The sequence below is a fragment of the Mesorhizobium sp. M6A.T.Cr.TU.016.01.1.1 genome (genome assembly GCF_003952585.1).
In the GTDB taxonomy this organism is placed as follows: Bacteria; Pseudomonadota; Alphaproteobacteria; order Rhizobiales; family Rhizobiaceae; genus Mesorhizobium; species Mesorhizobium mediterraneum.
In genome coordinates this window covers 2,341,060-2,366,869 of sequence record NZ_CP034452.1, presented here as the reverse complement: position 1 = coordinate 2,366,869, position 25,810 = coordinate 2,341,060, and the positions used below count along the sequence as shown (strand labels likewise).

The following is a 25,810-nucleotide window of genomic DNA, read 5'->3' as shown; positions in this document are numbered from 1 at the left end:
GAAGTCAACTTGCGTTCCTTCACGCCCCCCTCTGGCCTGCCGGCCATCTCCCCCTCAAGGGGGGAGATTGGCTGTGGCGTCGCTTTCGCCAATCTTCAATATTTGAAGGTAAGCGAGAGGTTGGAACTGCTAATCTCCCCCCTTGAGGGGGAGATGGCCGGCAGGCCAGAGGGGGGTGCGACTTGACGCAACCTTCCCGCTCCTCGTTGCTGATGGCGCCTGCGCTGGCCTGGCTCACTGCCTTGATGGTGGTGCCATGTGCGCTGGTGCTGGCGCTCGCCTTCTTCCGGCGCGGCATCTATGGCGGCATCGAATACACCTTCACGCTGGAGAATTTCGGGCTGGTGTTCGACCCGCTCTATGCCGGCATCTTCCTCAACTCGGCACGCATCGCCGGCACGGCAACCCTGATCGCGGTGGTGATCGGCTATGCCGCTGCCTATGCGATCGCGGCAGCACCGCGCCGGTGGCAGCCGGTGTTCCTGTTCTTCGCTGTCTTGCCGTTCTGGTCCAACTACCTGATCCGCACCTACGCCTGGATCGTGCTGCTCAACCGCGAGGGCCTGATCACCCAGCTCTTGCGCTGGCTTGGCTACACCGGCGAGCCGCCGTCGATGCTTTATACCGAAGGCGCCGTCATCGCCGGTCTGGTTTACAATTATTTACCCTTCGTCATCCTGGCCTGCTACGCGCCGCTGTCGCGGCTCAACCCGGAGCTCGCTGAAGCCTCGCGCGACCTTGGCGCTTCGGCCATGACAACATTTCGCCGGGTCATTCTGCCGTTGACGGTGCCGGGTATCGCCGCCGGGGCGGTTTTCGTCTTCGTGCTGTCGATCGGCAATTTCGTCACGCCGGCGCTGCTCGGCGGCGGCCGCTTCCAGATGATCGGCAATCTCGTCTACGACCAGTTCCTGACCGCCAATGACTGGCCCTTCGGCGCGGCGCTGGCGATGGCGCTGATCGCTATAATGCTGCTGGTGCTGACCGCGCAGGCTTTGGCCGCAGATCGCGCCGCTGGCCGTATCGCCGAAGCGAAAGGAGGCGCCGATGGCTGAGCGTTCCCCCGCCACGCGTCGCACGCTCTGGCTCGTGCTTTCGTTCGTCTTCGCCTTTCTCTACATCCCGATCGCCGTGCTGGTGGCGCTGTCCTTCAACCAAGGCGGGCTGCCGACCGTCTGGTCGGGCTTTTCGCTGAAATGGTATGCCTCGCTCGCCGGAAACGCCGCGATCCTTTCCGCCGCCCTTAACACGCTGATCGTGGCGCTTGTCTCGACGGCAATCGCCACGCTGCTCGGCACGCTGCTGGCCATCGGCGTCGAAATGCGCCGGCAGTATGGAAGAGGCCTCGAGGCGCTGATCTTTGCGCCGATGATCATTCCCGACATCGTGCTGGCGATCGCGCTGCTCAGCTTCTTCTCCATGCTCGATTTCACCCTGGGCCTGCACACCATCATCCTCGCCCATGTCGTGTTCAACCTCGCCTTCGTCTGCTCGGTGGTGCGCGCCCGGCTGAAAAGCTTCGACTGGTCGATCGTCGAGGCGTCCGCCGATCTCGGCGCTACCGCGCTCACCACCTTCAGGCGGGTGACATTGCCGGTCATCCTGCCGGCGGTGGTCGCCGGCGCGCTGCTCGCCTTCACCCTGTCGGTCGACGAGTTCATCATCGCTTTCTTCACCGCCGGCGCCGGCCGCGCCTCGACCACGCTGCCGATGCAGATCTATTCGATGATCCGCTTCGGCATCACGCCGGAGATCAATGCATTGGCGACTATCGTCATGGCGGTCTCGATCACCGCGTTGACCCTGTCGCAGCGGCTCAACCGCGGGGTCATCGGCCAATGAACGAGCCCCGCACGCTGCTGGCGATCGACAAGGTGTCGAAGAACTTCGGCCGGGTGACCGCCGTCGACGGCATATCGCTCGACATCCGCGAGAACGAGTTCTTCGCCCTGCTCGGACCTTCGGGCTGCGGCAAGACCACGTTGCTGCGCATGCTGGCCGGCTTCGAGACACCCAATGAAGGTCGCATCCTGCTCGACGGGCGCGACATCGCCAGGACCCCGCCCAACAAACGGCCGGTCAATCTGATGTTTCAGTCCTATGCGCTGTTTCCGCATATGAGCGTCAGGGCCAATGTCTCCTACGGCCTCGAAATGGAACGCTTGCCGGCAAAGGAAATCCGCTCCCGTGTCGACGCCATCCTGGCGACGACCGAGCTCGTCGCCTTCGCCGACCGCAAGCCGGAGCAATTGTCGGGCGGGCAGAAACAGCGGGTCGCGCTTGCCCGAGCGCTGGTCAAGCGGCCGCGGCTGCTGCTGCTCGACGAGCCGCTCGGCGCGCTCGATAAGAAATTGCGCGGCGCCATGCAGCTGGAGCTGAAGCGCCTGCAGCACGAGGTCGGCATCACCTTCGTCATCGTCACCCATGACCAGGAGGAATCGCTCGTCATGGCTGACCGCATGGCGGTGCTGAGGGACGGCAAGCTGCTGCAATGCGATACACCGCACGCGGTATACGAGTATCCGGCCGATCGTTTCGTTGCCGACTTCATTGGCGTTATGAATTTCGTGCCGGGCAAGGCCGCCAGCGACGGCGTGTTGGCAGCGGATGGCACACGGATCGTCGGCACAGTTCCCGCAACACTTTCGCCCGGCGCTGCGGCGGTTGCTTCGGTGCGGCCCGAACGCATCCGGCTGTTCCCGTCGCCAGAAACGGCCAACCGTGTTGCCGGCACCGTCGAGGCGTTGGCCTATCAGGGGCTCGACCTGCAGCTGCATGTCCGCACCGCTCTGTCGCCAAAGCCGTTCCTGGTGCGCGTCACCGCCGACGCCGCTGACCGGCGCCCGGTCTCGTCAGGCGATGCAGTCGAGCTCGGCTGGGATGCCGCCGACGTCAGAATTTTCGCAGATTGATCGAAGGAGAAGCTTTCATGGCGCAGAAGACGATCGCGTTTTTTCCGGAAGCGGCCTATGGCCCGGCGCTCAATTCCGTCGGCATCGCCCAGGCAGTCGAGGCGCGCGGCCATAGAGCGGTGTTCCTGTCGGATCCCGGCTTTATCGACGTCTACAAGGGCTATGGCTTCGAAGCCCATCCGGTGAACCTTTCCGAGCCGATGCCGCCCGAACAGATGGCCAAGTTCTGGGAAGACTTCATCAACGGCCATATCCCGAACTTCCGCAAGTCGCCCTATGACCAGGTCGACAATTACGTGAAGGATTGCTGGACGGCGATCGTCGACAGCGCCAAATGGGCTGAGAAGGACCTGCCCGGTGTGCTTGCGACGATCAAGCCCGATGTCATCTGCGTCGACAACGTCATCCTGTTTCCGGCGATCAAGCAGTATGGCAAGCCGTGGGTGCGCGTCATCTCCTGCTCGGAGAACGAGATCGAGGACGAGGACATCCCGCCGCATCTGTCCGGCTGCGGCGAGAACGACCACGCCTGCCATCAGCGCTATCGCGACCATTTCAACACGGTCATCAAGCCGATCCACGACGACTTCAACGCGTTCTTGATTGCCAACAACGAAGCGCCTTATCCGATCGGCCAGTTTTTCGAGGCCTCGCCCTACCTCAATTTGCTGCTCTATCCCGAGGCGGCAAAGTTCAAGCGCCGCCATCCGCTCGACCCGGCAAAATTCCAGTATCTGGAAGGCTGCGTGCGGCAGGAGAAACCCTACACGGTGCCGACTTGTACGAAGAATAACGACGGGCCGCTGCTCTATGTTTCCTTCGGCAGCCTTGGCGCCGGTGATGTCGACCTACTGAAGCGCATTATCGCGACGCTAGGCAAGACGCGCTACCGGGCGCTGGTCAATGTCGGCGGCTACAAGGACCAGTACGCGCAAGTGCCCGAAAACGTCATCGTCGAGAGCTGGTTTCCACAGCCCTCGGTCATCCCGCAGGTCGATGCGGTGATCCACCATGGCGGCAACAACTCATTCACCGAGTGCCTCTATTTCGGCAAGCCGGCGATCATCATGCCCTATGTCTGGGACGGCCACGACAACGCGACGCGGGTCGAGGAAACCGGCCACGGCTTCGGCATGCCGCGCTACGACTGGAGCGACGCCGCGCTGATCGCGAAGATCGAAACCTGCCTGACGGACCCCAAGATGAAGGCCAAGCTGGCGAAAACCTCGGCGCAGATGCAGTCGCAGAACGGCCCGGAGAAAGCGGCGGGGCTGTTGGAGCAACTTCTATGAGCGCGATGTTTGACGTGCGGAGCCAAGGCACCCCCCTCTGGCCTGCCGGCCATCTCCCCCTCAAGGGGGGAGATTGGATGTCACCTCGGCTTTCGCCAATCACCAACATCGCAGGAGTGAACAGGGCGCCGAAGCTGCTAATCTCCCCCCTTGAGGGGGAGATGTCCGGCAGGACAGAGGGGGGCGCCGTAGAGCGAAGCCATCTCGAAAATGAGCGTCGAACCGGAGCACCCGCATGACCTGCTCCGCGCCGCATCTCCACCAGGCCTCGACCCGCACCGACCTTGTCGACTGGGGCGCACAGCCGGATATGCTGGAAGGCGCGTCCCACTCCACCGGCAGGCTCGCCCACAAGGGACCGAACAACCAGCCGGAATCCGGCATTTGGGTCTGCACGCCCGGCCGCTGGCGTCTGGCGATTCCGCGCGACGAATTGTGCCATTTCGTTGCCGGCCGCGCGACCTACAGATCGGACGACGGCGAGGTGATAGAAATCTCCGCCGCCACGCTTGTCATGTTCCCGGCCGGTTGGACCGGCGAATGCACCGTCCATGAGACCATCCGCAACGTCTACATGCTGGCCTGACTCACGCCTGCCGCACTGGAGCTTCACGAAATGCCAACGCCAATCATGAAATCGCCGCTCGCCATCACCGACCTCGTCGACTGGGGCGTTATCCCCACCATGATCGCCGGCGAATCCCGCACCTCCGGCAAGCTGCTGCACAAGGGGCCGGAGGGCCGCTCCGAATGCGGGCTGTGGGTCTGCACCCCAGGCAAATGGCACTGCCATGTCACCCGCGACGAGTTCTGCCATTTCCTCGAGGGCCGCTGCACCTATGTCCACGAATCCGGCGAGGTGATCGAGATCGAGCCGGACACGGCGGCGTTCTTTCCGCAGGACTGGAAGGGCGTCTGCACCGTCCATGAGACCATCAAGAAGGTCTACATGATCCGCTGAGCGGGGTTGAAAGGAAGACCATGGAATTCTCCGCTGACCGGCCGGCCTTCTTCGTCAATCCGGATTATCGGCCGATGGCCGGCACAAGAAAGCCGGTGATCGACCCGGCGACGCTCGAAACCGTCGGCGCGATCGCGACTGCAACCGATGGCGAGATCGACGCCGTGCTGACCGCGGCGACCAAGGCGCAAGCGGCATGGAAAAAGCTCGACGCCAAGAGCCGTGCCAGACATCTGCATGCAGTAGCCAATGCCATCGAGGCGGCCGATTTCACGCGTTGCGCCGAGCTGATGGTGCGCGAGATGGGCAAGCCTTATCCGGAAGCAATTGGCGAGATCGCCAATTGCGCGCCGATCTTCCGCTACTACGCCGAGATGGCGCGTGACGATGCCGGCAAGATTGCCGGCACGACGCAGGCCGGTTCGTTCCAGTACGCGCGCTACGAGCCTTACGGCACCTCGGTGCACATCATGCCCTACAATTTCCCCATCCTGTTGATGTGCTGGACCGTCGCCGCTTCGCTCGCCGCCGGCAATGCCTGCGTGATCAAGCCGGCCGAAGCGACGACATTGTCGACGCTGGATTACATGGCCGTGTTCCGCTCCTTGCCGGAGGGCCTGGTTTCCTGCCTGCCGGGCGGGGCGGCCACCGCGCAGGCGCTGATCGCTTCGGACCGTACCCACGCGGTCGCCTTCACCGGCTCGGTCGCCGCCGGCAAGGCTGTCGCCGTCGCCTGCGCCGAACGCATGAAGCCGTGCGTTATCGAGGCGGGCGGCAGCGATCCGCTGATCATCAGCCAACACGCTCCGCTTGATATAGCGGCGGCCGGCAGCGTCACTGCCGCGTTCCATCTTACCGGCCAGGTCTGCACCTCGGCCGAACGGTTTTTCGTCGTTGATGCCGTTCACGACCGTTTTGTCGAGCTGTTTGCGCGGAAGACACGTGCGCTGCGCATCGGCAACGGCTTGGACAAGACCGAGATCGGGCCGCTGGTCAGCGAGGCGGCGCGGGCGAAAGTCATGCGTCTGGTCGACGATGCGATCCGCAGCGGCGCCAAGGCGGTCACCGGCGGGCGCATTCCGCCGGCGCACAATGTCGGCTGGTTCTACGAGCCGACGATCCTGACCGGCGTCACATCAGACATGGCGATCGTGCGCGAAGAGTGTTTCGGACCGGTCGCCGCGATCTGCCGGGTCAAGGATTTCGACGAGGCGATAGAACTTGCCAATGACAGCCCGTTCGGGCTCGGCGCCTCGGTCTTCACCACCGACCTTGCCGAGGCGCATGAGGCCGCGGAACGGCTCGAAGCCGGCATGGTCTGGGTCAACAATCCGCTGATCGACAATGACGCGCTGCCTTTCGGCGGCTGGAAGGCGTCGGGCCTTGGCCGCGAGCTTGGACGCCAGGGGCTCGATGCCTTCCGCCGTTCGAAGATGGTGATCATCGACCATAAGCCGGCGATCCAGGACTGGTGGTATCCTTATCCCGACAGCTGGTTTCGCGAGGCCGGCGGCCGCAAGCACGTATGAGGTGCGAACGGCTGCGTCAGCCGATGCTCTCGCCGCCGTCGATCACCAGCGCCTGGCCGGTCATGAAGGACGAACGATCGGAGACGAGGAACAGGATCGCTTCGGCTATTTCTTCCGCCGCGGCCCAGCGCTGCATGGGAATCTTGGTGCGGACATAGCGCTCGATCGCATCCCGCCCGCCCATCTGAGCGATGAACGGCTCGTTGAACGGCGTGTCGACCCAGCCCGGACAGAGCGCGTTGATGCGGACATTGTGCTTGGCATAGTCGAGCGACATCTGCCGGGTCATCGCCACCACGGCATGTTTTGAGGTTGCGTAGGCGATCATCTCGCGGTCATAGAACACACCCGAATTCGAGGCCGTGTTCACGATGACACCGCCGCCCTGTTCGATCATCGCCGGCATGACGAGCCTGGCGGCGAGGAACTGCGCCCGCACGTTGATCCGCCACGAGGCATCCATGCCGTCGACGCCGACTTCGGTCAGCGTGCCGCCGACCTGGACGCCGGCGTGATTGTGCAGGATGTCGATCCGACCATGTTTACCCAGCGTTCCAGCGATGAGCTGCTCGACCGCCGCGTCGTCGCCGACATCGGTGGCGACCGCCTCGGCCCGTCCACCGGCGGCACGGATGTCGAAAGCCGTGGCTTCGCCGGCAGCCTGATCCCTGTCGGCGATCACCACCACCGCGCCTTCCCTGGCCATGATCATGGCACCGGCGCGCCCGATGCCCGACCCGGCGCCGGTCACCACGGCGATGCGATCTTTCAGAATCATGATGCGACTTTCAGTTTGATGGTTTGCGTTGGCGCAATTGCCATTGGGCAAGCACCACAAGCAGAACGGAGGCGACGAGGACGATCGTCGCGATGGCGTTGATTTCCGGCGTCACGCCGCGCCGGATCGAGGCAAAGACATAGATCGGCAATGTCGTCTGCGCGCCGGCGACGAAGAAGGCGACGATGAAATCGTCGAAGGAGAAGGTGAAGGCGAGCAGGAAGCCGGCGATCACCGCTGGCATGATCTGCGGCAACACGATGCTGCGGAACGTCGTCAGCGGAGTGGCGTAAAGATCGCTCGAGGCCTCGACCAGATTTCGGTCGAGGCTGCCGAGGCGTGTGCCGACGATCATCGCCACCAGCGCCATCGAAAACAGGCCGTGCGCGGCGATGATCGAGCCGTAGCCGAGCGCCAGGCGTGGCGGCTGGTCATTCGGCCACAGCGACGCGAGAAACGGATTGAGGACCCCAAATAGCTGGACGAGCGCGACCAGCGTCGAGATGCCGATGACGACGCCCGGAACGACGATCGCAGCACCCAGGAGCGCATCGAAAACGGCGCGTGTCCGCGCACCGACACGCGCCAAGCCAAGCGCCGCCGCCGTGCCGCACAGTGCTGCGAGCAAGGCGCTGGTGGTGGCAATGAACAGGCTGTTCTTCAGCGCTTCGACCAGGAACGGGTTCGACAGCGCCTTGCCATACCATTGCACCGAGAAGCCGGTGAACTCACTGGCGTGGCGGCCCGCATTGAAGGAGAACAGCACCACCAGCGCGATCGGCAGGTAGAGAAATGCGAAGACCGCGACGACGAAGGCGCGCATCAGATCAGGTCCACCCGGCGGGCACCCGAAAGCCGGGTCGAAATGCGGTTGGCGACAAGCAGCACCACCACCGAAACCAGAACCAGCGTGATCGCGATTGCCGATCCGAACGGCCAGTTGCGTGATTGCAGGAACAGATCGACCAGCGCGTTGCCGATGAAGAAGACCTTGCCGCCACCGAGCAGCGTCGGGATCAGATATTCGCCGAGCAGCAGGATCATGACCAGCGAGAAGCCGGTCATCACACCTGGCAGCGACAGCCGCAGCGTCACGCCTAGGAATGTCGAGATCGGCGTGGCGCCGAGATCCGCGGAGGCTTCCAGCAGCCGGCGATCGAGCCGCTCGAGGCTGACATAGATCGGCAGGATCATCAGCGGCAGATAGCCATAGACGATGCCGAGCAGGACCGCGCCCGGCGTGTTGATCAGCCGCACATCGTCAAACCCGACATAGGCCAGCAATGCCGGGATGCCGCGCCCGCCCAGAACATACATCCAGGCGTAGGTTCGCATCAGAAGGCTGGTCCAGAACGGGATGACGACGAGCGCAAGCAGGATCAGCCGCCACCGCTCCGGCGCGCGCAAGGCGAGGTAATAGGCGACCGGATAGGCGACGAGGAGACAGGCCAAGGCGCCTGCCGGCGCCAGCACCATCGTGTTCCAGAAGGCAGTCGCCCGTGCCGGAAGATTGGCATATTGCGCAAAGGTGAAAGCGGCCTGATAGCCGCCTTCAGGCGCCCGCTCGCCGACGCTGAAGACGGCGATCGCGACAAACGGCAAGACCAGAAACACCACCAGCCACGCGGTTGCTGGACCGAGCAGCAGCGCGGTCAGCAGATTATGACGAAGGACATTGCTGCGCATTGAAAACCGCCCCGGTGCCGGCGGACATCTGCCCGCCGGGTGAGTTGTCTGCATCGGACCTAGGGCCCGCCCGGTTCAAGCCGACTTGAAGCGGGCCATCAGTTCGGCCCGGGCCGGATCGGTCAGCGTCGCAGCCGCACCGAACTCCAGCGGAGATAATAGTTCGGCCGCCGGGTAGAGGATCGGATTGTCCAGCACCTCCTTAGGCAGCAGCGCATTGACCCGCGCGTCGGTGGAAGGCGCGCCGTTGGCCAGGTGCTCCTTGACCGCGACTTTCGGGTCCATCAGGTAGTTGAGCAGGGCATAGCCGGCGGGCTTGTTGGGCGCATCTTTCGGAATGGCGTAGAAGTCGGTCCAGATCTCGCCGCCCTCCTTGCCAAGCACATAAGCGATCTCGGGAATGTCGCGGTGGAGCTGCGCCCCGTCATTGGTCCAGCACATCGTCATCCAGGCGTCGCCGGCACGCATCGACGGCTGATAATCGCTGGAAACCGCGAACAGATGCGGCTTGACCTTCAGCAGCAATTCTTCCGCCTTGGCGAGCTCGTCCGGCTTCAGCGAGTTGAACGAGAAACCGAAATATTTCAGCGCATTGCCGATCGTGGTGAGCTGGTAGTCATGGACCATGGTCCGGCCGTCGCCGGCCGCCATGGCCGTGTCCCAGAATTCCTTCCAACTCGTGATCGGCTTGGTCAGCTTCTTGGTGTTGACGGCAAATCCGGTGGTGCCCCAATTCTTCGGCACAGCGTAGGTCGCGCCGTCGATCGTGCCTTCCCCAGTGAAGCGCGCGTCCTGTTGCGAGCCGTCGAAATTGGAAAGCTTGGCCATGTCGAGCGCTTCGATGATGTTGAGCTTCTTGTAGGTGGAGATCGTGTAGTTGGTCGGCACGAAAAGGCTCCAGCCCGAGGCGCCAGCCTGCAGCTTGGCCAGCATCTCCTCGTTTGACCCGAACACATTGACCTCGACAGCAACGCCGGTCTCCGCCTTGAAATTCTCGAACGTCGCCGGGTCATGATAATTGGGCCAGGTGGCGATCGACATGCGGTCGCCAAGACCCTCCTGGGCGAAGGCGGGCGAGGGCATGATGCCGAGTTCGCGGGCCATCACCGCCGTTGCCACGCCAAGACCGGTGAGGCCAAGGAACTCACGGCGGCCGATCGAACCGCGCTTGAGGCGCATCAATTGGTCGACGAATTTTTCGGGGTTTATCGGCAGTCCGTCACGATATGATTTCGACATGTTTGTTTTCCCTCTGGTTGGTCCCGTTGTTCTTGGGGTCCGGGAACGCGAGCGGCGTTCCTGATGTAAAGCCGATGGCGACGGGTTCACCCGGCTTGAAGAGATTTCGACCGCCGATCAGGTGATCGGCCTTGGCGAGCAGCGTTCCGATACCGCCGACCTCGATCGCATATTCCGCGGTCGAGCCAAGAAAGATCCGGTTGCGGACAATGCCGTTCAGCCGACCGCTTCCCGGCGCGCCGAGGCTTAGGGCTTCAGGACGCAGGCTGACGGCAACGGCTTCGTCCTGGCGCAGCGAAGTCCGTTTGCGCGCGGCAATGACGGTGCCGTCGGCAAGCGCCACCTCGACGAGGTCGCCCGAGTGCCCGGCGACCTTGCCGTGCCGCTCAACAGATTGGTCTTGCCGACGAAGTCGGCGACGAAGAGGTCGGCGGGCTCGTCATAGATTTCGCTTGGCTGCCCGATGCGCCCGCCATTCATGACGCAGACGAAATCGCTCATCGACAGTGCTTCTTCCTGATCGTGCGTGACAAGGACGAAGGTGATGCCGATCTCGCGCTGCAGGTTCTGCAGCTCTATCTGCATGTCGGTGCGCAGCTTCTTGTCGAGCGCCGCCAGCGGCTCGTCGAGCAGCAGCACCGCCGGCTTGTTGACCAGCGCGCGCGCCAGGGCGACACGCTGCTGCTGGCCGCCGGAAAGCTCGTGGATCTTGCGGCGGCCGTAGCCGGCAAGCCGCACCATGGCGAGCGCCTCGCCTGCCCTCAGGCTGATCTCCCGCGACGACAGCCGCGGCCTTGCCTGGCGCAGCCCGTAAGCGATGTTGTCCTCGACATCCAGATGCGGAAACAGCGCATATTGCTGGAACACCATGTTGACCGGCCGCCGGTAGGGCGGCGTGCCGGCCATGTCGCGGCCGCGGATGAACACCGCGCCTTCGCTCGGCTGTTCGAAGCCGCCGATCATGCGCAGGCAGGTTGTCTTGCCGCAGCCGGACGGCCCGAGCAAGGCAACAAAGGCAGACGGCGGGATGGCTAGATCGATGCCGCTGACCGCAGTCACGCTGCCGTAGCGTTTGGTGACCCCGCGAAACTCGATATCTGGCACTGCGGTCAAAGCTGCGGGCTCCAGCGAAGGCGATTTTCAAGACGCTATCAGAGCCAACGGTGACTAGTATATACCTCGCAGGTGGTATATTTGGTCTATTTTCTCGTTTAAAGGGGTATAAATTGAGCGGATCGCGCGGCGACGAATACAATCAGCTCGCTGCGCTCATCGCGGCGACACGGGAGACGAGCGGCGAGCTTTTCGGCAAGGCGATGGTCGCTTGGCTCCGGCGGCATGTCAGCTTCGATCACTGTGTGATCTTCGGCTATCGCGGCGCCTCGCGCCCGCCGCTGCTGTTCGAGACGTTCTCGCCGGCCGAAAGCCACGTCTTCGTCGCGCTCTACCAGGAAGGGCCTTATCTGCTCGACCCGTTCCACCACGCGGCGGTCGAGCGCAAGGAAGGTTTTTGGCGCATGCGCGAGCTGGCGCCGGACCGCTTCTACGCCAGCGAATATTATCGCTCCTACTATAGCCAGACCAAGCTGGCCGAGGAGGTCGGTTTCTTCGTGCCGCTTAAGGGAAAGGACGCGCTGGTGGTCTCGCTGATGCGACTGCATGCTTCGGGACCATTCGGAACCGCCGATGCCAGGTTGCTGCGCGACATGGCGCCGGCGGTGATCGGTCTCGCCAGGCTGCGCTGGCCGGCCCTTCCGGCCGACGAACCGGCAGCGACGAAGCAGGACGAGGCGATTGCGCCGGTCAACGAGTTCGAGCGTGCTCATATCTGGAAGAGCCTTTCGCTCACGCCGCGCGAAAAGCATGTCGTCGATCTGGTGCTTCAGGGCCATTCGACGGAATCGATAGCCAGGGCGATGCGCATCGTGCCGGGAACCGTAAAGGTCCACCGCCGCAACATCTATCGCAAGCTCAAGATCAAATCGCAGGCTGGTCTCTTCGCGCGTTTCGTCGAGATCATCGACGCGCGGATTCGGTAATCCACGATTTCGAAATGGCCTCGCTCAAGCAGTTTAGCTGGCAGCGCCTTCCCAGGAGCCGGTTTCAGCCATCTGCCTGAGCAGGGGGGCCTGCTTGAAAACGTCCTTGCCGGTCCGCTCGTGCCAGTGGTCCAGCCGTCCGATGATCTTGTCGATCCCTTCGAGACCGGCCCAGAACATCGGCCCGCCCTTGCCCACAGGAAAACCGTAGCCGTTGACCCAGACAACATCGATATCGGAGGCACGGGCGGCGATTTTCTCCTCGAGGATCTTCGCGCCTTCGTTGACTAGGGGATAGAGCGTGCGCTCGATGATCTCGTCAGCACCAATCGTGCGCGGGGCGATCCTCTTTTCGGCGGCCTTGGCACGGATCAGCGCTTCGACATCCGGGTCGGGAACCGGTACGCGTGAACCGTTCTCGTAGAGATAAAAACCCCGGCCGGTCTTTTGGCCGAAATGTCCCTGCTCGCATAGCGCATCGGCGATCGCGGCTGTCTGGCCCCGCGCCTTGCGGTTGCGCCAACCAATATCGAGGCCGGCGAGATCGCCCATCTGGAACGGGCCCATTGGCCAGCCGAAATCGGTGAACACCCGGTCGACCTGCTGCGGTGTTGCCCCTTCCAACAAAAGCGCCTCGGATTCCGACCCCCGCGCGGCCAGCATGCGGTTGCCGACGAAGCCATGGCAGACGCCGACGACGACCGGCACCTTGCCGATCCGCCGCGCCAGCTCGACGATTGTCGCCAGCGCATCGGGCGCGGTCTTCTCAGCGCGCACGATCTCCAGCAGCTTCATGACGTTGGCCGGCGAGAAGAAATGCATGCCGACGACATCCTGCGGGCGCGATGTCGAGGCGGCGATTTCGTTGACGTCGAGATAGGAGGTGTTGGTGGCCAGGATCGCGCCTGATTTGGCCACCGCATCGAGCCTGCCGAACACCTCGCGCTTGACCGCCATCTCCTCGAACACGGCCTCGACGATCAGGTCGCAATCGGCAAGGTCGCCATAGTCGGTGGAACCCTTGAACAGGCCGAGGCGCTGACGCTTGGCGGCTTCGCTGAGGGAACCGCGTGCGACGGAGACGGCATAGTTCTTCTCGATCGTCGCCAGCCCGCGTTCTAGTGCCTCCTGCGTCGTTTCCAGCAGGGTCACAGGAAACCCGCCATTGGCGAACGCCATGGCGATGCCGCCGCCCATCGTGCCGGCGCCGATGACGCCGACCCGCGCGATCTTGCGCCTGACGATATCTTTAGCCCCAACCTTCGTCGCCTCGCGCTCGGCGAAGAACAGATGGCGCTGAGCGCGCGATTGGTCACCAGCAACGAGTTTGACGAACAGTTCGCGTTCCGCCGCCAGCGCCTCGTCGAATGGCAGCGTGATGGCGTTGCGAACCGACTGCGCGCAGGCGATCGGCGCTTCGAGCCCGCGCACCTTTTTGGCAAGCTCCGCCGCTTGCCTATCGAATTCAGGCAATTCGGCCCGGTCGAGACGGCCGTCACGGTCGCGTACTGGCGTGAACGGTCCGCCCCTGCCAACCATTTCGCTAGCGAAACGAACTGCCTGCGCAGTCAGGCCATCCTCGAAGACGGCGTCCACCAGCCCGGCGGCGAGCGCCTCTGCCGCACCGATCGGCGTGCCCGAAACGATCATGCTGAGCGCCTTCAGCGCGCCAACGAGACGCGGCAGCCGAACCGTGCCGCCACCGCCCGGCAGCAAGCCGAGCTTGACTTCCGGCAGGCCGAGCTTGGCGCCGGTATCCGCAACGCGAAAATGGCAACCAAGCGCCAGTTCCAAGCCACCGCCGAGCGCAGTGCCGTGGATAGCGGCGACCGTTGGCTTGGCAATGGTCTCCAGCACGGCAATGATGGCGCGCAGATCCGGCTGCTGCACCGGCTTGCCGAACTCCGTGATGTCGGCTCCGGCAACGAAGGTCCGCCCGGCGCAAGCGATGACGATGGCCGCGACATCAGGCTCGTCGCGCAAGGAGACAAGCGCCTGCATCAGCGGCTCGCGAACATGGAAGCTCAGCGCATTGACCGGCGGATTGTCGATGGTCACGACGGCAATGCGGCCATCCCTTGTAACGCTCACGAAATCGGACAAGCAAACCTCTCGCAATGATGACGCCGACAATGCCGAGGGATTTACAGGGCCAATGCCTGGATGGGAACCGGATGTTTTCGCGGAAGACCGCCGCAGCGATCGTCATCTTGGGGCGGAGCAAGGGGCGAAGCGACGCGGCGCAGACCCCAGGATCCATGCCGTGACATCAGAGCGCCGCAGCGGTGCAGAATCCGTACCCGCCGCAATCTTCGGCGAGGGTCACGGCAGGATCCTCGGGTCAAGCCCGAGGATGACGAAGGTGTGATCAGCGCAGCGCTTTCTGGCCGCCCGCGGCGGTGATGACGCCGACGATGATCAGTCCGGTCAGCAGCAGCCGGACGCCGGCGCTGACGCCGAACGTGTTGAGCATGGTCAGGAGCAGGACCAGGAACAGCGCCGCGCCCCAGACACCCGGCACATTGGCCTTGCCGCCGGCCACCGACGTGCCGCCGATGACCACGACCGCAATCGAGGCCAGCAGGTATTCGTTGCCGATATCGACATTGGCCCCGCGGAAATAGCCGGCAAGCAGCGCCCCGTCGAGGCCGCCGAGCGCGCCCGAGAGCGTGTAGGTGAGGAAGCGGATGCGGCCGACATTGATACCGGCCAGCCACGCGGCGCGGATGTTCTGGCCGATCGCCAGCACCGAACGGCCATAGATCATGCGCTGCAGCGCAATGGCAGCGCCGATGGTGAACAGCACGGTGAGGATCGCCAGCACCGGAATGCCCAGAATCTGCCAGTTGGTAAAACTGGCGAAGCCCGGCGGCGGCTTGATCTGCAAGCCGCGACCATAGCTGATGTCGATCGACTGGATAATGAAGCTCGCCGACAATGTGGCGATGATCGGCGGAATGCGCAACGCCCAGATCAAGAGATAGTTGGCGGCACCGACCGCCATGCCGCAGGCCAGCGCCGCCAGAAGCCCGACGGCGATCATCGAATCATTGCCGTCCATCACCTTCATGGCGACGGCGCTGGCGAGGCCGATGTTGGCCGGCAGCGACAGGTCGACATTGCCCGGTCCGAGCGTGATGACGAACATCTGGCCGACACCGACGATGACAGTGAAGACGGCGAGCGAAAGTGCGGCCGTGATCATGCCGCCGCCGCCATATCCGCCGGTGAAGGCAATCGTCGCCAACCACACCAGCAGCGCGCCGATGAAGGACCAGATCCACGGTTTGGCGAGCAGCAATCGCAACGATGCCATCGCTCACCTCTCCCTGCGGCTGATCAGCACCCGGGCCGCCAGCACGATGATCAGGATGGCGCCATTGGCGGCCACCTGCCAATCGGGCGGAATGTGCATGAAGGTCAGCAGTGGCGACGCGGCCAGCGCCAGCGTCAGCGCGCCGATCACCGCGCCGATCGGCGACACCCGGCCGCCGACGAATTCGCCGCCACCGAGGATGACGCCGGCGATCGAAAGCAGCGTGTAGCCATTGCCGATATTGGCGTCGGCCGAGGTGGTGATGCCGATCAAGGCCATGCCGGACAGCACCCCGAACAGGCCGGCGAGTGCAAACAGGATGATCTTGGTCTTGAGCAGCGACCAGCCGGCACGGCTGAGTGCCGCGGCATTGCCGCCCGATCCGCGCAGGATCACGCCATAGGAGGTGCGCATCAGTCCGAAATAAACGACCGCCGCGATCAGCAGCGCGGCAATGATCGGAAAGGGAATGAAAGGCGGCTTGAAAGCCATGAGCGACAGCAACCAATCCGGCGCCTTGCCGCCGGGCTTCGGCAGGATGAGGATGGCGAGCCCCTGCCAGACAAAACTCATGCCGAGCGTCACCACGATCGAAGGCAGGTTGCGCAGATGGATCAGCGCGCCGAGCAGCGCGTAGACACCGATCGAGCCGAGCAGGATCAAGATGCCGACCAGTGGCGCGTCCTTCAGCCACGTCGCCGTGACGCAGCCGACGAAACCGACGAAGGTGCCGATCGACAGGTCGAGCTCGTTGCCGGCGATGACGAACATCTGCGCGATCGTCGCCAGGGCGATCGGGATCGCCAAATTGAGCATCAGGCTGAAGCCGAAATAGCTGATGGCGCGCGGGTTGAGCCACGCGATCGCCAGCAGCACAAGCACCAGCGATAAAGCCGGCAGCAGGCTGCGCAACAGGCGCGCCCGCGCTAGCCTGTCACGCTCGGCGGAACCTTTGAGGCCGGTCTCGACAGGTGCTGCCGTCATCTCAGGCCGCGTCGCCGAACGAGGACTGGATGATCTTTTCCTCCGTCAGCTCGTCGCGCCCAAGATTGGCGACGATCCGGCCGTTCTTGAAGACGTAGATATGGTGGCAATTGTCGAGCTCTTCGGTTTCCGTGGTGTACCAGAGGAAGGTGCGGCCGCGGCCAGCTTCTTCGCGCACGAGGTCGTAGACCTCGAGCTTGGTGCCGATATCGACCCCCCGCATCGGGTCGTCCATCAGCACGATCTTCGCGTCGGAGCCGAGCGCCCGGGCAAACAAGGCCTTCTGCTGGTTGCCGCCGGACAGCGAGAAGATGTTGTTGTTCATGTCCGGAGTGCGGATGCCGATTTTCCCTCGCCAGAAGTCGGCGAGCTCGGCTTCGCGCTGCGGCGAGATCAGCAGGCCGTTGCGCAATCGCTTCAGCGAGCGGATGCCGATGTTTTGCGCAATCGACCATTGCGGGAAAATCCCGTCCGACTGCCGGTCACCGGCCACTAGCGCTACCGGCGCGGTGACCTCTATGCCGGTTTTAGAGCGCGCCGCAGCGGCGAAGATCGCCAGCAGCAGGTCGGTTTGCCCATGGCCGGCCAGCCCGGCAAGGCCGATGATCTCGCCCGCATGCGCGACAAGCTCGTTGCCGTCCTGCTGCCGCGCTGGGCGGGCCCGGACCCGCAACGGGCCGGTCTCCGGCTTTTGGGTCGCAATTTCGGCCGCGATCTTCTCACGCGCTTCCGCCCCACCCATGGTCGTCACCAGCCTGTCGCGATCGAAAGCCGTTGCCGCATCTGACGCAACGACCTTGCCGTCGCGCATCACCACGATGCGGTCGGCATTCCCGAGCACCTCGCCAAGGACATGCGAGATCAGGATGCAGCTCTTGCCTTCGGCGACAAAGCGCCGGACGAATGCCAGCAGCTGGCCGGCCGTATGCGCGTCGAGCGACGATGTCGGCTCGTCGAGGATGACCAGTTCGAGCGGATCCTGCGTCACAGTGAAGGCACGCGCCACCTCGACCATCTGCCGCCTGCCGATGGAGAGGTCGCCGGCGATATCGGAGGCGGAGATGCTGTGGTCCGGGAAGATCTCGTCGAGCTTGGCCGTGATGAGATCGGCAGCCTTGCGTCGCCAGCCGAGGCCGCGCAATGCCGGGTGGTTGATACGCGTGTTCTCGGCAACGCTGAGGTTCGGGCAGAGCGAGAGTTCCTGGAACACGCAGCGTATGCCGAGCTGTTGGGCGCGCGGCACCGAATAATTGTTCTCGATGCCGCCACGCACTGCGATCTGGCCGCTGTCGGGCACTAGCGTGCCCGCCACCATATGCATGAGCGTCGACTTGCCCGCACCATTGTGGCCGACGAGACCAACGCATTCACCGGCACCGACGTGGAAATCGACGCCGGCGAGGGCACGGACGGCGCCAAAATGTTTTTCGGCGCCGTCCAGCCGGATGATGTCTGCGCCGGCCTCGGGCATCCCTAGCGATATCCGGTCGGCAACGCGTGCGGCATTGGATGTGCCATGCTCACTTGATGTTGGCTTTGATCGCCGCGATGGCGTCTTCCTGTGTGTATTCGTGGCTGGCGACACCACCCTTGGGGATTTTCGGCAGCGCGGCCTCGAAATCATCTTGGGTGAACGCGAGGTATGGCACCAAAAGATCATGCGGGATGTCGGTGCGGCCGTCGAGCACCTGCTGCGCTACCCAGAAGGCCAGCGACGATACGCCCGGCGCGATGGAGGCCGACCAGGTCTGGTAGCCGTCCTTGTCCTTTTGTTCCTTCCACCATTGCAGCTCGTCCTGACGATTGCCCATGATGATGGTCGGGCGCGGCTTGCCGGCGGCGGCGAAGGCTTGTGCCGCGCCATAGCCGTCGCCGCCCTGATCGACGACGCCGACGATTTCCGGCAGCGACGGCAGGATCGTCGCGACCGCCTTCTGTGCTGTGGTCTGATCCCAGTCGCCGGTCACCGAACCGACGATCTTGAACTCGGGATGAGCGGCGACGCCTTCCAGAATTCCGGCATGGATGGCGTCATCGATCGACGTGCCGGCAAGGCCGCGGATTTCCAGCAGATTGCCGCCCTTGGGCTGGAACTTGGCCATCTGCTCGACTTCCTGCTTGCCCATGTCCTTGAAGTCGACGACCACGCGGTAGGCGCAAGGCTCGGTGACAATGCCGTCGAAGGAGACGACGACAATGCCGGCGTCGCAGGCCTGCTTGATGGCGCCGTTAAGCGCGTCCGGCGAGGCGGCGTTGATGACGATGGCGTCATAGCCTTGGAGGATCAGGTTCTGGACCTGGGCCGCTTGGGTCGGCACTTCCTTGTCGGCCGTCGTGAAGATGTCCGCAGCGGCGACCACCTTGTCTTCGACCGCCTTCTTGGTGACGATGGCGTAGCTGTCGAGCATCGCCTGGCGCCACGAATTGCCGGCATAATTGTTGGAGAAGGCGATCTTCTTGTCGCTGGTATCGGCCAGTGCGGTGCCTGACGCGAGCATCGCCGCGAATGCCCCCAAAACGAGCATTTTCTTCATGTCATACTCCTCCCTGAGTTTTTGATCTTTGTTGACTGCTGATGGTTGTTAAAATTCGCGTCCCTGTTTTTTATCTATTGTCAGACAAATGCAGATGGCTCGCAAGCTGTCAACTGCAATCCACGCAGAGTTGGTGATCAACTTGCGGTGCAATGATTGAAAAGCCTTTGGGTCATGGGCTAGGGAAGGGTCTGGAGGCCGAAATCGAATGGCAGTGACGCCGACTGATGCGCCGGGCGCACCCGGAATTGCGGCGCGCTGGACCTCGAGCGCCAAGAGCGGCGTCGGCACCGCGCTTTCGCCGGCCTGCCCTATCTGGTTCACGGTCAGCCACGGCATCCTCAACGAGATCTACTATCCCCGCCTGGACAGCGCCTGCACGCGCGACATGGGGTTGGTCGTCACCGGACCGGGCGGCTATTTCTCGGAAGAGAAGCGCGATGCCGAACACAGCATCGAGCCGTTCGAGGACGGCGTGCCCGCCTACAGGTTGGTCAACACAGCGGCTGATGGCACCTACCGGATCGAAAAGCGGATCATTACGGATCCGGAACGTGCCGTTTTGCTGCAGGAAATCAGCTTCACGCTGCTGAGAGGCACGGTTGCCGATCACCGCGTCTACGCGCTGCTGGCGCCGCATCTGGTCAACGCCGGCATGGGCAATACCGCCTGGGTCGACGAATACGAGGGAAAGCCTGTCCTGTTTGCATCGGGGCGTGGTGTTTACTTGGCGCTCGCCTCGTCGCTGCCTTGGGGAGCCTGCTCGGCCGGCTATGTCGGCGCCTCCGACGGCTGGCAGCGACTCCATTGTGACGGCCGGTTCGATCCGGCTTATCAAAGGGCAGAGAACGGCAATGTAGCGCTGACAGGGGAGATTGGCTTTTCGGCCGAGAACCCAAATGTCTTGCTGGCGCTGGGTTTTGGGGCAACACCGCAAGAGGCGGCGGGGGTTGCTTCCACCAGCTTGAAGCAAGGCTTCGATGCCGCTGCCGAGGTCTATGTCGAAAAATGGCGCAAATGGCAGAAAGGGTTGCTTCCGCTCGACCGCCATGCAGAGTCCGGGATCAACACCTATCGCGTCAGCACGGCTGTTTTGGCAGCGCACCGGTCGTCCGCGAAATCCGGCGCAGCCGTCGCCAGCCTGTCGATCCCATGGGGCTTCAGCATGGGCGACGACGATCTTGGCGGCTATCACCTGGTCTGGCCGCGCGACCTGGTCGAAACCGCGGGCGGCTTCCTGGCCGCCGGCGATCCGGCGCAAGCGCTTGAGATTCTCGCCTATCTCCGTTCCATCCAGCAGCCTGACGGCCATTGGCCGCAGAATGCCTGGCTCGACGGGTCAGCCTATTGGCCCGGCATTCAGATGGACGAATGCGCCTTTCCGCTGCTGCTCGCCGACGCGCTGCGCCGCGCTGGGCACCTGACAAACGCCGCGTTGCTCTCCTTCATACCGATGATCGAGCGCGCTGCTTCCTATGTCGTGCGCAATGGTCCCGTCACCGGCGAGGACCGCTGGGAAGAGGATGCCGGTTACAGCCCGTTCACGCTCGCCGTCGAGATCGCAGCGCTGCTCGCCGCGGCCGATATGCTCGACGTTTGCGGCAAAGCAGAGCCGGCAAACTATCTGCGCGAAACCGCCGATGTCTGGAACGATCAGATCGAGCGCTGGACCTATGTCACGGGCACTCCGCTGTGCGAAGAGGTTGGCGTCAAAGGCTATTACGTCCGCATTGCGCCGCCCGACACCGCCGGCGCGGCGTCACCGAAGGACGGCTATGTCCCAATCAAGAACCGGCCGCCTGGCGATAGCGACCGGCCGGCCGAGGCGATCGTCAGCCCGGATGCGTTGGCGCTCGTCCGCTTCGGCCTCAGGGCCGCCGACGATCCGCGCATCGTCGACACGATCAAGGTCATCGATGCGCGGCTGCGCTGCGACCTGCCGCAAGGGCCTGTCTGGTATCGCTATAGCGGCGACGGCTATGGCGAACACGCCGACGGCGCGCCCTTCGACGGGACCGGGCAGGGTCGCGCTTGGCCGCTGCTCACCGGCGAGCGCGCGCATTACGAGCTGGCGGCGGGGCGCAAGGACAGAGCGGCGAGCCTGCTGAAGACGTTCGAGGCCTCGGCCGGGTCTGGCGGCCTGCTGCCCGAGCAGGTCTGGGACGGTCCCGACATGCCGGAAAGGGAATTGTGGCGCGGCCGACCATCGGGCAGCGCCATGCCGCTGGTCTGGGCGCATTCGGAGCACATCAAGCTGCTGCGTTCGCTGAGCGACGGCGCCGTCTTCGACATGCCGCAGCAAGGCGTGAAGCGCTACATCGAGGACAGGACCGTGTCGCCGCGCCGGACATGGCGCTTCAACCACAAGGTCCGCATCCTGCCCGCCGGCAAGATGCTGCGCGTCGAGCTGCTGGCCCGAGCGGTGGTGCATTGGAGCAGCGACAATTGGGCGACCGCCCATGACGCCGAGACGACCGAGAATGCCTTCGGCATCCATCTCACGGATCTGCCCGTTGCCGATGTTTCGCCGGGCAATACGATCGTCTTTACTTTTTTCTGGTCCGATGCCGGCCGTTGGGAGAATGTCGACTTTTCCATCGGTATCGACAAGCTGGATTAGAGCATGATCCCGAAAAGTGGAACCCGGTTTTCGGAAAAGACCATGCTCCAACAATAGAGCCAATAGGTCTTCTATCCCTCAAGAATCAGGACGAGAAACATGCAGATCGGAATGATGGGACTGGGCAGGATGGGCGCCAATATGGTGCGGCGCCTGCTGCGCGATGGTCACGAATGCGTGGTCTACGACATCAACCCGGCCAGCGTCGCAGCCCTTGTGACGGCAGGCGCGATCGGAGCGGCGTCGATGGAGGAGTTCGTCGGCAAGCTGACCAAGCCGCGCAGCGCCTGGCTGATGCTGCCGGCGGCGATCACCGGCCGAATCGTCGATCAGGTGGCCGCATTGATGGAGCCGGGCGACATCATCATCGATGGCGGCAATTCCTATTATCACGAGGCTGTCGACCATGCAGCGCGTCTGGCCTTGAAAGGCCTGAGCTATGTCGATGTCGGCACCAGCGGCGGCGTCTGGGGCCTCGAGCGCGGCTATTGCCTAATGATCGGCGGCCCCGACAGCGCGGTCCAGCATCTCGACCCGGTCTTCGCGACCCTGGCGCCGGGCACCGATGCCGGGGCACTTGCTCCGGGAAAGGATGCCGGAACGGCCCCGTTCGGTTATCTCCACTGCGGACCAAGCGGCGCCGGCCACTTCGTCAAGATGGTCCACAACGGCATCGAATACGGCGTCATGGCCGCCTATGCCGAGGGCATGAACATTTTGAAGTCGGCCAATGCGGGCAAGCGGCAGCGGACGGCCGATGCTGAAACCAGTCCATTGGAAAATCCCCAATATTACCAGTTCGACATCGATATCGCTGAGGTGGCCGAGGTCTGGCGGCATGGCAGCGTCATCGGCTCCTGGCTGCTCGATCTGACGGCGGGCGTGTTGAAGGCCGATTCGGGGCTGACGCAGTTCGGCGGCCGGGTTTCGGATTCTGGCGAAGGCCGCTGGACGCTGAAGGCGGCCATCGACACCGGCGTGCCGGCGCCGGTTCTGTCCTCAGCCCTGTTCGACCGCTTCTCCTCGCAAGGCGAATCCGAGTTCGCCGACAAGCTGCTATCCGCCATGCGTTACGCTTTCGGCGGCCATGTCGAAAAGCCGAAGGCCGGCTCGTGACGGGGGAGACACGCTCATGAGCCTGGAACGGTCCGATACGCTGGTGCTTTTCGGGGCAACCGGCGATCTCGCCCACAAGAAGATCTTCCCCGCACTTTACGCCATGGTCGCCAAGGGCACGCTAACCGAGCCGGTGATCGGCGTCGCTTTCGACGCCTGGGACCTGCAGCAGTTGCAGGCGCGAGCCCGCGACGGCATCGTCAAGGCGACCGGCAAGGTCGACGAAAAAATCTTCGCGAAACTCGCCTCGCTGCTTCGCTATGTCAGCGGCGACTACCGTGGCGCTGCGACATTCGAGAAGCTGAAAAGCGTGCTGGGGACCGCGCAGCATCCCCTGCACTATCTGGCGGTTCCGCCGACCATGTTCGAGACGGTCATCCAGGGGCTGGAGCAGTCGGGTGCGGCCCAGGGTGCGCGCCTGATGGTGGAAAAGCCCTTCGGCCACGATCTGCAATCGGCGCGCTGGCTGAACCGGGTGCTGCATCTGGTATTCGATGAGCAGTCGATCTTCCGCATCGACCATTATCTCGGCAAGGAGGCGATCCAGAACCTGCTCTATTTCCGCTTCGCCAATTCCTTTCTCGAGCCGATCTGGAACCGCAATTTCGTCGAAAGCGTGCAGATCACCATGGCCGAGGATTTCGGCGTCGAAGGCCGCGGCCGCTTCTACGACGAGGTCGGCTGCATCCGCGACGTCATCGAGAACCATTTGCTCAACATCCTGTTGCTGCTCGCCATGGAACCGCCCGTTGGCCGCTCGGCTGACGATCTGATCGACGAGAAGGTGCAGGTTCTGCGGGCAATCCGGACACTGACCAAAGACGATGTCGTGCGCGGCCAATTCAAAGGCTATCTCCAGGAGCCCGGGGTGGCGCCGAATTCGCCGGTCGAGACCTTCGCGGCGGTGCGTTTCTTCGTCGACACATGGCGCTGGCAGGACGTGCCCTTCTTCATCCGCGCCGGCAAATCGATGCCGGTGCACGCCACCGAGGTAATCGTGCGGCTGAAGCGGCCGCCGCTCGACGTCTTCGACCCGATCAAGCCCGACGACGCCAACCACGTGCGCTTTCGCATCGATCCGCAAGTAGCGATCTCGATCGGCGCCCAGCGCAAGGCCGCCGGTGACGACATGATCGGCGAGCAGGTCGAGCTGACCGCGCTCGACGACAGCAAGGACGACATGCCGCCCTATGAGCGCCTGATCGGCGATGCCATGAACGGCAACGGCCAGTTGTTCACCCGCCAAGACGCCAGCGAGCTTGCCTGGCGGATCGTCGGCCCGGTGCTTGGCGACACCACGCCGCCCCCGCTTTATGAGCCGGGGACATGGGGGCCTGCCGATGCGATGGCCGGGTTTGGACCGCCGAACGGCTGGATCAATCCGGCGAAATGAATTGGAGAGGCGACGCAATGGCCAAGGTGGCGAAAAAGCCGGCACAGGACAGCGAAAAGATCGTGCTTGCGATCGATATTGGCGGCTCCCATGTCAAGATCCTTACCAGCGCCGGCGGCGAGGAGCGCAAGGCCGATTCCGGACCCGGCCTGACGCCGCAGCAGATGGTCGCAGCCGTGCAGGCGCTCGCCGATGGCTTGCCCTACGACGTCGTCTCGATGGGTTATCCCGGACCGGTGCATCACAACAGGCCGCTGACCGACCCGGCCAATCTCGGCAAGGGCTGGGTCGGATTCGACTTTGCCGCACAGTTCGGCAAGCCGGTTAAGGTGATCAACGACGCACTGATGCAGGCCGTCGGCAGCTACGAGGGTGGGCGCATGCTGTTCTTGGGTCTGGGAACAGGCTTGGGTGCTGCGATGATCGTCGACAACGTCGCCCAGCCGATGGAGCTCGCGCATCTTCCTTACAAGAAGGGCCGCAGTTTCGAGGACTATGTCGGCGAACGCGGCCTGGAGAAGCGCGGCAGGAAGAAATGGCGCAAGCACGTCTTCGACGTCATCGAGCGGCTTCGCGCCGCCATGCAGCCTGACTATGTGGTCATCGGCGGCGGCAATGTCGACGAACTCGACGAGTTGCCTGCCGGTTGCAGGCGCGGCGACAACACACGCGCCTTCGAAGGTGGGTTTCGACTGTGGCGCGACAAATCCCTGATTATCTGATATTATGGCGGTTTGGGGTCAGACCTGTTGAACCGACCCTGCCGTTAGTATTGTTATTCAAAATAATGTGCGACGTGGCTCGGCGTCATTGCGTTACGCAGATTTGCCGACTAGGAACTCTATGACCCCCACGGACGGAGAAAATAGATTGACCGACGACAGCAACAAGGCCCGCAAGGACATCGACCTTCTCGAGCTGACCGCTCACATCGTGTCCGCCTACGTCGAGAAGAACCGCTTGCCCGCTTCCGGCCTCGGCGATCTCATCGCGAGCGTCAGCGCGTCGATAGGTGGACTCGGACAACCCGCCGTTCCGGTGGCAGCGCCGCTGATCCCCGCGGTCAACCCCAAGAAATCGGTGACGCCGGACTACATCGTCTGCCTTGAGGACGGCAAGAAGTTCAAATCCCTGAAGCGCCATATCGGTGTTCATTTCGGGCTGACACCGGACGCCTACCGCGCCAAATGGGGCTTGCCGGCCGACTATCCGATGGTTGCCCCCAACTATGCGGCCTCGCGCTCGCAACTGGCGAAGGCAATCGGCCTCGGCCGTAAGGCCGCCCCGCCGGCGCCCGTCAAGAAGACCAGGAAGCCCAAGGCCACGGTCTGACACGCCGTTCGAAGCCCGGCAGACATCTCCCTGATCGCTTCAGGTTTGCGCTGCCCCTCATCGCCCTGCCGGGCACTTC

Annotated in this window: 22 protein-coding genes and 1 pseudogene; 13 read left to right on the top strand and 10 right to left on the bottom strand. The window is 63.5% G+C overall.

Annotated elements, in window-relative coordinates:
- The first annotated feature begins 212 nt into the window (after positions 1–212).
- The 7 genes from EJ075_RS11250 to EJ075_RS11215 all read left to right on the top strand — a co-directional run bounded on the left by EJ075_RS11250 (position 213) and on the right by EJ075_RS11215 (position 6,694).
- A complete protein-coding gene (locus EJ075_RS11250) occupies positions 213–1,055 on the top strand; it encodes an ABC transporter permease (protein ID WP_126107309.1) in 843 nt (280 codons plus the stop codon).
- Positions 1,048–1,842 carry an ABC transporter permease gene (locus tag EJ075_RS11245; protein ID WP_126104397.1) on the top strand — a complete coding sequence of 265 codons (795 nt, stop codon included), beginning with the start codon at positions 1,048–1,050 and terminating at the stop codon, positions 1,840–1,842. The genes EJ075_RS11250 and EJ075_RS11245 overlap by 8 nt, the downstream gene beginning before the upstream one ends.
- The gene (locus tag EJ075_RS11240) at positions 1,839–2,912 is read left to right on the top strand and encodes an ABC transporter ATP-binding protein (protein WP_126104396.1); all 1,074 of its coding nucleotides are present in this window, start codon (positions 1,839–1,841) and stop codon (positions 2,910–2,912) included. Before EJ075_RS11245 ends, EJ075_RS11240 begins: the two co-directional genes overlap by 4 nt.
- Positions 2,913–2,929: 17 nt before the next feature.
- Positions 2,930–4,204, top strand: a complete 1,275-nt coding sequence (locus EJ075_RS11235; RefSeq protein WP_126104395.1) for a glycosyltransferase — start codon at positions 2,930–2,932, stop codon at positions 4,202–4,204.
- Between the two features lie 235 nt (positions 4,205–4,439).
- Positions 4,440–4,790: a cupin domain-containing protein gene (locus EJ075_RS11225; protein ID WP_126104394.1), complete on the top strand. Its 351-nt coding sequence runs from the start codon at positions 4,440–4,442 to the stop codon at positions 4,788–4,790.
- A gap of 30 nt (positions 4,791–4,820) precedes the next feature.
- A complete protein-coding gene (locus tag EJ075_RS11220; RefSeq protein ID WP_126104393.1) occupies positions 4,821–5,165 on the top strand; it encodes a cupin domain-containing protein in 345 nt (114 codons plus the stop codon).
- 20 nt (positions 5,166–5,185) lie between these two features.
- The gene (locus EJ075_RS11215) at positions 5,186–6,694 is read left to right on the top strand and encodes an aldehyde dehydrogenase family protein (RefSeq protein WP_126104392.1); all 1,509 of its coding nucleotides are present in this window, start codon (positions 5,186–5,188) and stop codon (positions 6,692–6,694) included.
- Between the two features lie 16 nt (positions 6,695–6,710).
- Here the strand turns inward: EJ075_RS11215 and EJ075_RS11210 are convergent, their stop codons facing one another.
- From EJ075_RS11210 to EJ075_RS11190, 5 genes and pseudogenes are all read right to left on the bottom strand, one after another.
- A complete protein-coding gene (locus EJ075_RS11210) occupies positions 6,711–7,472 on the bottom strand; it encodes a glucose 1-dehydrogenase (RefSeq protein ID WP_126104391.1) in 762 nt (253 codons plus the stop codon).
- Between the two features lie 10 nt (positions 7,473–7,482).
- Positions 7,483–8,295 carry an ABC transporter permease gene (locus EJ075_RS11205; RefSeq protein ID WP_126104390.1) on the bottom strand — a complete coding sequence of 271 codons (813 nt, stop codon included), beginning with the start codon at positions 8,293–8,295 and terminating at the stop codon, positions 7,483–7,485.
- Entirely contained in the window at positions 8,295–9,158 is an 864-nt protein-coding gene (locus EJ075_RS11200) for an ABC transporter permease (RefSeq protein ID WP_126104389.1), read from the bottom strand. Before EJ075_RS11200 ends, EJ075_RS11205 begins: the two co-directional genes overlap by 1 nt.
- Positions 9,159–9,233: 75 nt before the next feature.
- Positions 9,234–10,397, bottom strand: a complete 1,164-nt coding sequence (locus EJ075_RS11195) for a spermidine/putrescine ABC transporter substrate-binding protein (protein WP_126104388.1) — start codon at positions 10,395–10,397, stop codon at positions 9,234–9,236.
- Positions 10,378–11,510: pseudogene (locus EJ075_RS11190) on the bottom strand (ABC transporter ATP-binding protein). The gene EJ075_RS11195 and the pseudogene EJ075_RS11190 overlap by 20 nt, the downstream one beginning before the upstream one ends.
- A gap of 113 nt (positions 11,511–11,623) precedes the next feature.
- On the opposite strand from EJ075_RS11190, the gene EJ075_RS11185 reads away from it, so the two are divergent.
- Positions 11,624–12,436, top strand: coding sequence for a LuxR C-terminal-related transcriptional regulator (locus tag EJ075_RS11185; protein WP_126104387.1), 813 nt, complete (start codon positions 11,624–11,626; stop codon positions 12,434–12,436).
- A 33-nt stretch (positions 12,437–12,469) separates the two neighbouring features.
- On the opposite strand, the gene EJ075_RS11180 is transcribed toward EJ075_RS11185, so the two are convergent.
- From EJ075_RS11180 to EJ075_RS11160, 5 genes are all read right to left on the bottom strand, one after another.
- Positions 12,470–14,539 (bottom strand): 3-hydroxyacyl-CoA dehydrogenase NAD-binding domain-containing protein, encoded by a 2,070-nt coding sequence (locus EJ075_RS11180; RefSeq protein WP_126104386.1) that lies wholly within the window; start codon positions 14,537–14,539, stop codon positions 12,470–12,472.
- Between the two features lie 265 nt (positions 14,540–14,804).
- Positions 14,805–15,752, bottom strand: coding sequence for an ABC transporter permease (locus EJ075_RS11175; protein ID WP_126104385.1), 948 nt, complete (start codon positions 15,750–15,752; stop codon positions 14,805–14,807).
- Positions 15,753–15,755: 3 nt separating this feature from the next.
- Positions 15,756–16,736 (bottom strand): ABC transporter permease, encoded by a 981-nt coding sequence (locus EJ075_RS11170; protein ID WP_095484953.1) that lies wholly within the window; start codon positions 16,734–16,736, stop codon positions 15,756–15,758.
- 1 nt (position 16,737) lies between these two features.
- On the bottom strand, positions 16,738–18,207 hold the full coding sequence (locus EJ075_RS11165; RefSeq protein WP_095484952.1) for a sugar ABC transporter ATP-binding protein: 1,470 nt from the start codon (positions 18,205–18,207) through the stop codon (positions 16,738–16,740).
- Positions 18,208–18,256: 49 nt separating this feature from the next.
- Positions 18,257–19,270: an ABC transporter substrate-binding protein gene (locus EJ075_RS11160; protein WP_126104384.1), complete on the bottom strand. Its 1,014-nt coding sequence runs from the start codon at positions 19,268–19,270 to the stop codon at positions 18,257–18,259.
- Positions 19,271–19,478: 208 nt separating this feature from the next.
- Here EJ075_RS11160 and EJ075_RS11155 point away from each other — a divergent pair, with 208 nt between their 5' ends.
- The 5 genes from EJ075_RS11155 to EJ075_RS11135 all read left to right on the top strand — a co-directional run bounded on the left by EJ075_RS11155 (position 19,479) and on the right by EJ075_RS11135 (position 25,731).
- Complete coding sequence (locus tag EJ075_RS11155) at positions 19,479–21,890, top strand: glucan 1,4-alpha-glucosidase (RefSeq protein ID WP_126104383.1); 2,412 nt, start codon at positions 19,479–19,481, stop codon at positions 21,888–21,890.
- A 99-nt stretch (positions 21,891–21,989) separates the two neighbouring features.
- Positions 21,990–23,006, top strand: a complete 1,017-nt coding sequence (gene gnd / locus EJ075_RS11150) for a phosphogluconate dehydrogenase (NAD(+)-dependent, decarboxylating) (RefSeq protein ID WP_095484949.1) — start codon at positions 21,990–21,992, stop codon at positions 23,004–23,006.
- 16 nt (positions 23,007–23,022) lie between these two features.
- Positions 23,023–24,399 carry a glucose-6-phosphate dehydrogenase gene (zwf, locus tag EJ075_RS11145; RefSeq protein ID WP_095484948.1) on the top strand — a complete coding sequence of 459 codons (1,377 nt, stop codon included), beginning with the start codon at positions 23,023–23,025 and terminating at the stop codon, positions 24,397–24,399.
- Positions 24,400–24,416: 17 nt separating this feature from the next.
- Complete coding sequence (locus EJ075_RS11140; RefSeq protein ID WP_126104382.1) at positions 24,417–25,121, top strand: ROK family protein; 705 nt, start codon at positions 24,417–24,419, stop codon at positions 25,119–25,121.
- 148 nt (positions 25,122–25,269) lie between these two features.
- On the top strand, positions 25,270–25,731 hold the full coding sequence (locus EJ075_RS11135; RefSeq protein WP_095485124.1) for a MucR family transcriptional regulator: 462 nt from the start codon (positions 25,270–25,272) through the stop codon (positions 25,729–25,731).
- Positions 25,732–25,810 lie beyond the last annotated feature (79 nt).

What these genes read in the sequence shown, in the direction of transcription:
- EJ075_RS11245 (WP_126104397.1), top strand. Translation starts at nt 1,048, where the DNA reads ATGGCTGAGCGTTCCCCCGCCACGCGTCGCACGCTCTGGCTCGTGCTT.
- EJ075_RS11165 (WP_095484952.1), bottom strand. Translation starts at nt 18,207, where the DNA reads ATGCCCGAGGCCGGCGCAGACATCATCCGGCTGGACGGCGCCGAAAAA.
- EJ075_RS11175 (WP_126104385.1), bottom strand. Translation starts at nt 15,752, where the DNA reads ATGGCATCGTTGCGATTGCTGCTCGCCAAACCGTGGATCTGGTCCTTC.
- EJ075_RS11250 (WP_126107309.1), top strand. Translation starts at nt 213, where the DNA reads ATGGCGCCTGCGCTGGCCTGGCTCACTGCCTTGATGGTGGTGCCATGT.
- EJ075_RS11220 (WP_126104393.1), top strand. Translation starts at nt 4,821, where the DNA reads ATGCCAACGCCAATCATGAAATCGCCGCTCGCCATCACCGACCTCGTC.
- EJ075_RS11215 (WP_126104392.1), top strand. Translation starts at nt 5,186, where the DNA reads ATGGAATTCTCCGCTGACCGGCCGGCCTTCTTCGTCAATCCGGATTAT.
- EJ075_RS11225 (WP_126104394.1), top strand. Translation starts at nt 4,440, where the DNA reads ATGACCTGCTCCGCGCCGCATCTCCACCAGGCCTCGACCCGCACCGAC.
- EJ075_RS11205 (WP_126104390.1), bottom strand. Translation starts at nt 8,295, where the DNA reads ATGCGCGCCTTCGTCGTCGCGGTCTTCGCATTTCTCTACCTGCCGATC.
- EJ075_RS11240 (WP_126104396.1), top strand. Translation starts at nt 1,839, where the DNA reads ATGAACGAGCCCCGCACGCTGCTGGCGATCGACAAGGTGTCGAAGAAC.
- zwf (WP_095484948.1), top strand. Translation starts at nt 23,023, where the DNA reads ATGAGCCTGGAACGGTCCGATACGCTGGTGCTTTTCGGGGCAACCGGC.
- EJ075_RS11160 (WP_126104384.1), bottom strand. Translation starts at nt 19,270, where the DNA reads ATGAAGAAAATGCTCGTTTTGGGGGCATTCGCGGCGATGCTCGCGTCA.
- EJ075_RS11200 (WP_126104389.1), bottom strand. Translation starts at nt 9,158, where the DNA reads ATGCGCAGCAATGTCCTTCGTCATAATCTGCTGACCGCGCTGCTGCTC.
- gnd (WP_095484949.1), top strand. Translation starts at nt 21,990, where the DNA reads ATGCAGATCGGAATGATGGGACTGGGCAGGATGGGCGCCAATATGGTG.
- EJ075_RS11235 (WP_126104395.1), top strand. Translation starts at nt 2,930, where the DNA reads ATGGCGCAGAAGACGATCGCGTTTTTTCCGGAAGCGGCCTATGGCCCG.
- EJ075_RS11155 (WP_126104383.1), top strand. Translation starts at nt 19,479, where the DNA reads ATGGCAGTGACGCCGACTGATGCGCCGGGCGCACCCGGAATTGCGGCG.
- EJ075_RS11195 (WP_126104388.1), bottom strand. Translation starts at nt 10,397, where the DNA reads ATGTCGAAATCATATCGTGACGGACTGCCGATAAACCCCGAAAAATTC.
- EJ075_RS11170 (WP_095484953.1), bottom strand. Translation starts at nt 16,736, where the DNA reads ATGACGGCAGCACCTGTCGAGACCGGCCTCAAAGGTTCCGCCGAGCGT.
- EJ075_RS11210 (WP_126104391.1), bottom strand. Translation starts at nt 7,472, where the DNA reads ATGATTCTGAAAGATCGCATCGCCGTGGTGACCGGCGCCGGGTCGGGC.
- EJ075_RS11140 (WP_126104382.1), top strand. Translation starts at nt 24,417, where the DNA reads ATGGCCAAGGTGGCGAAAAAGCCGGCACAGGACAGCGAAAAGATCGTG.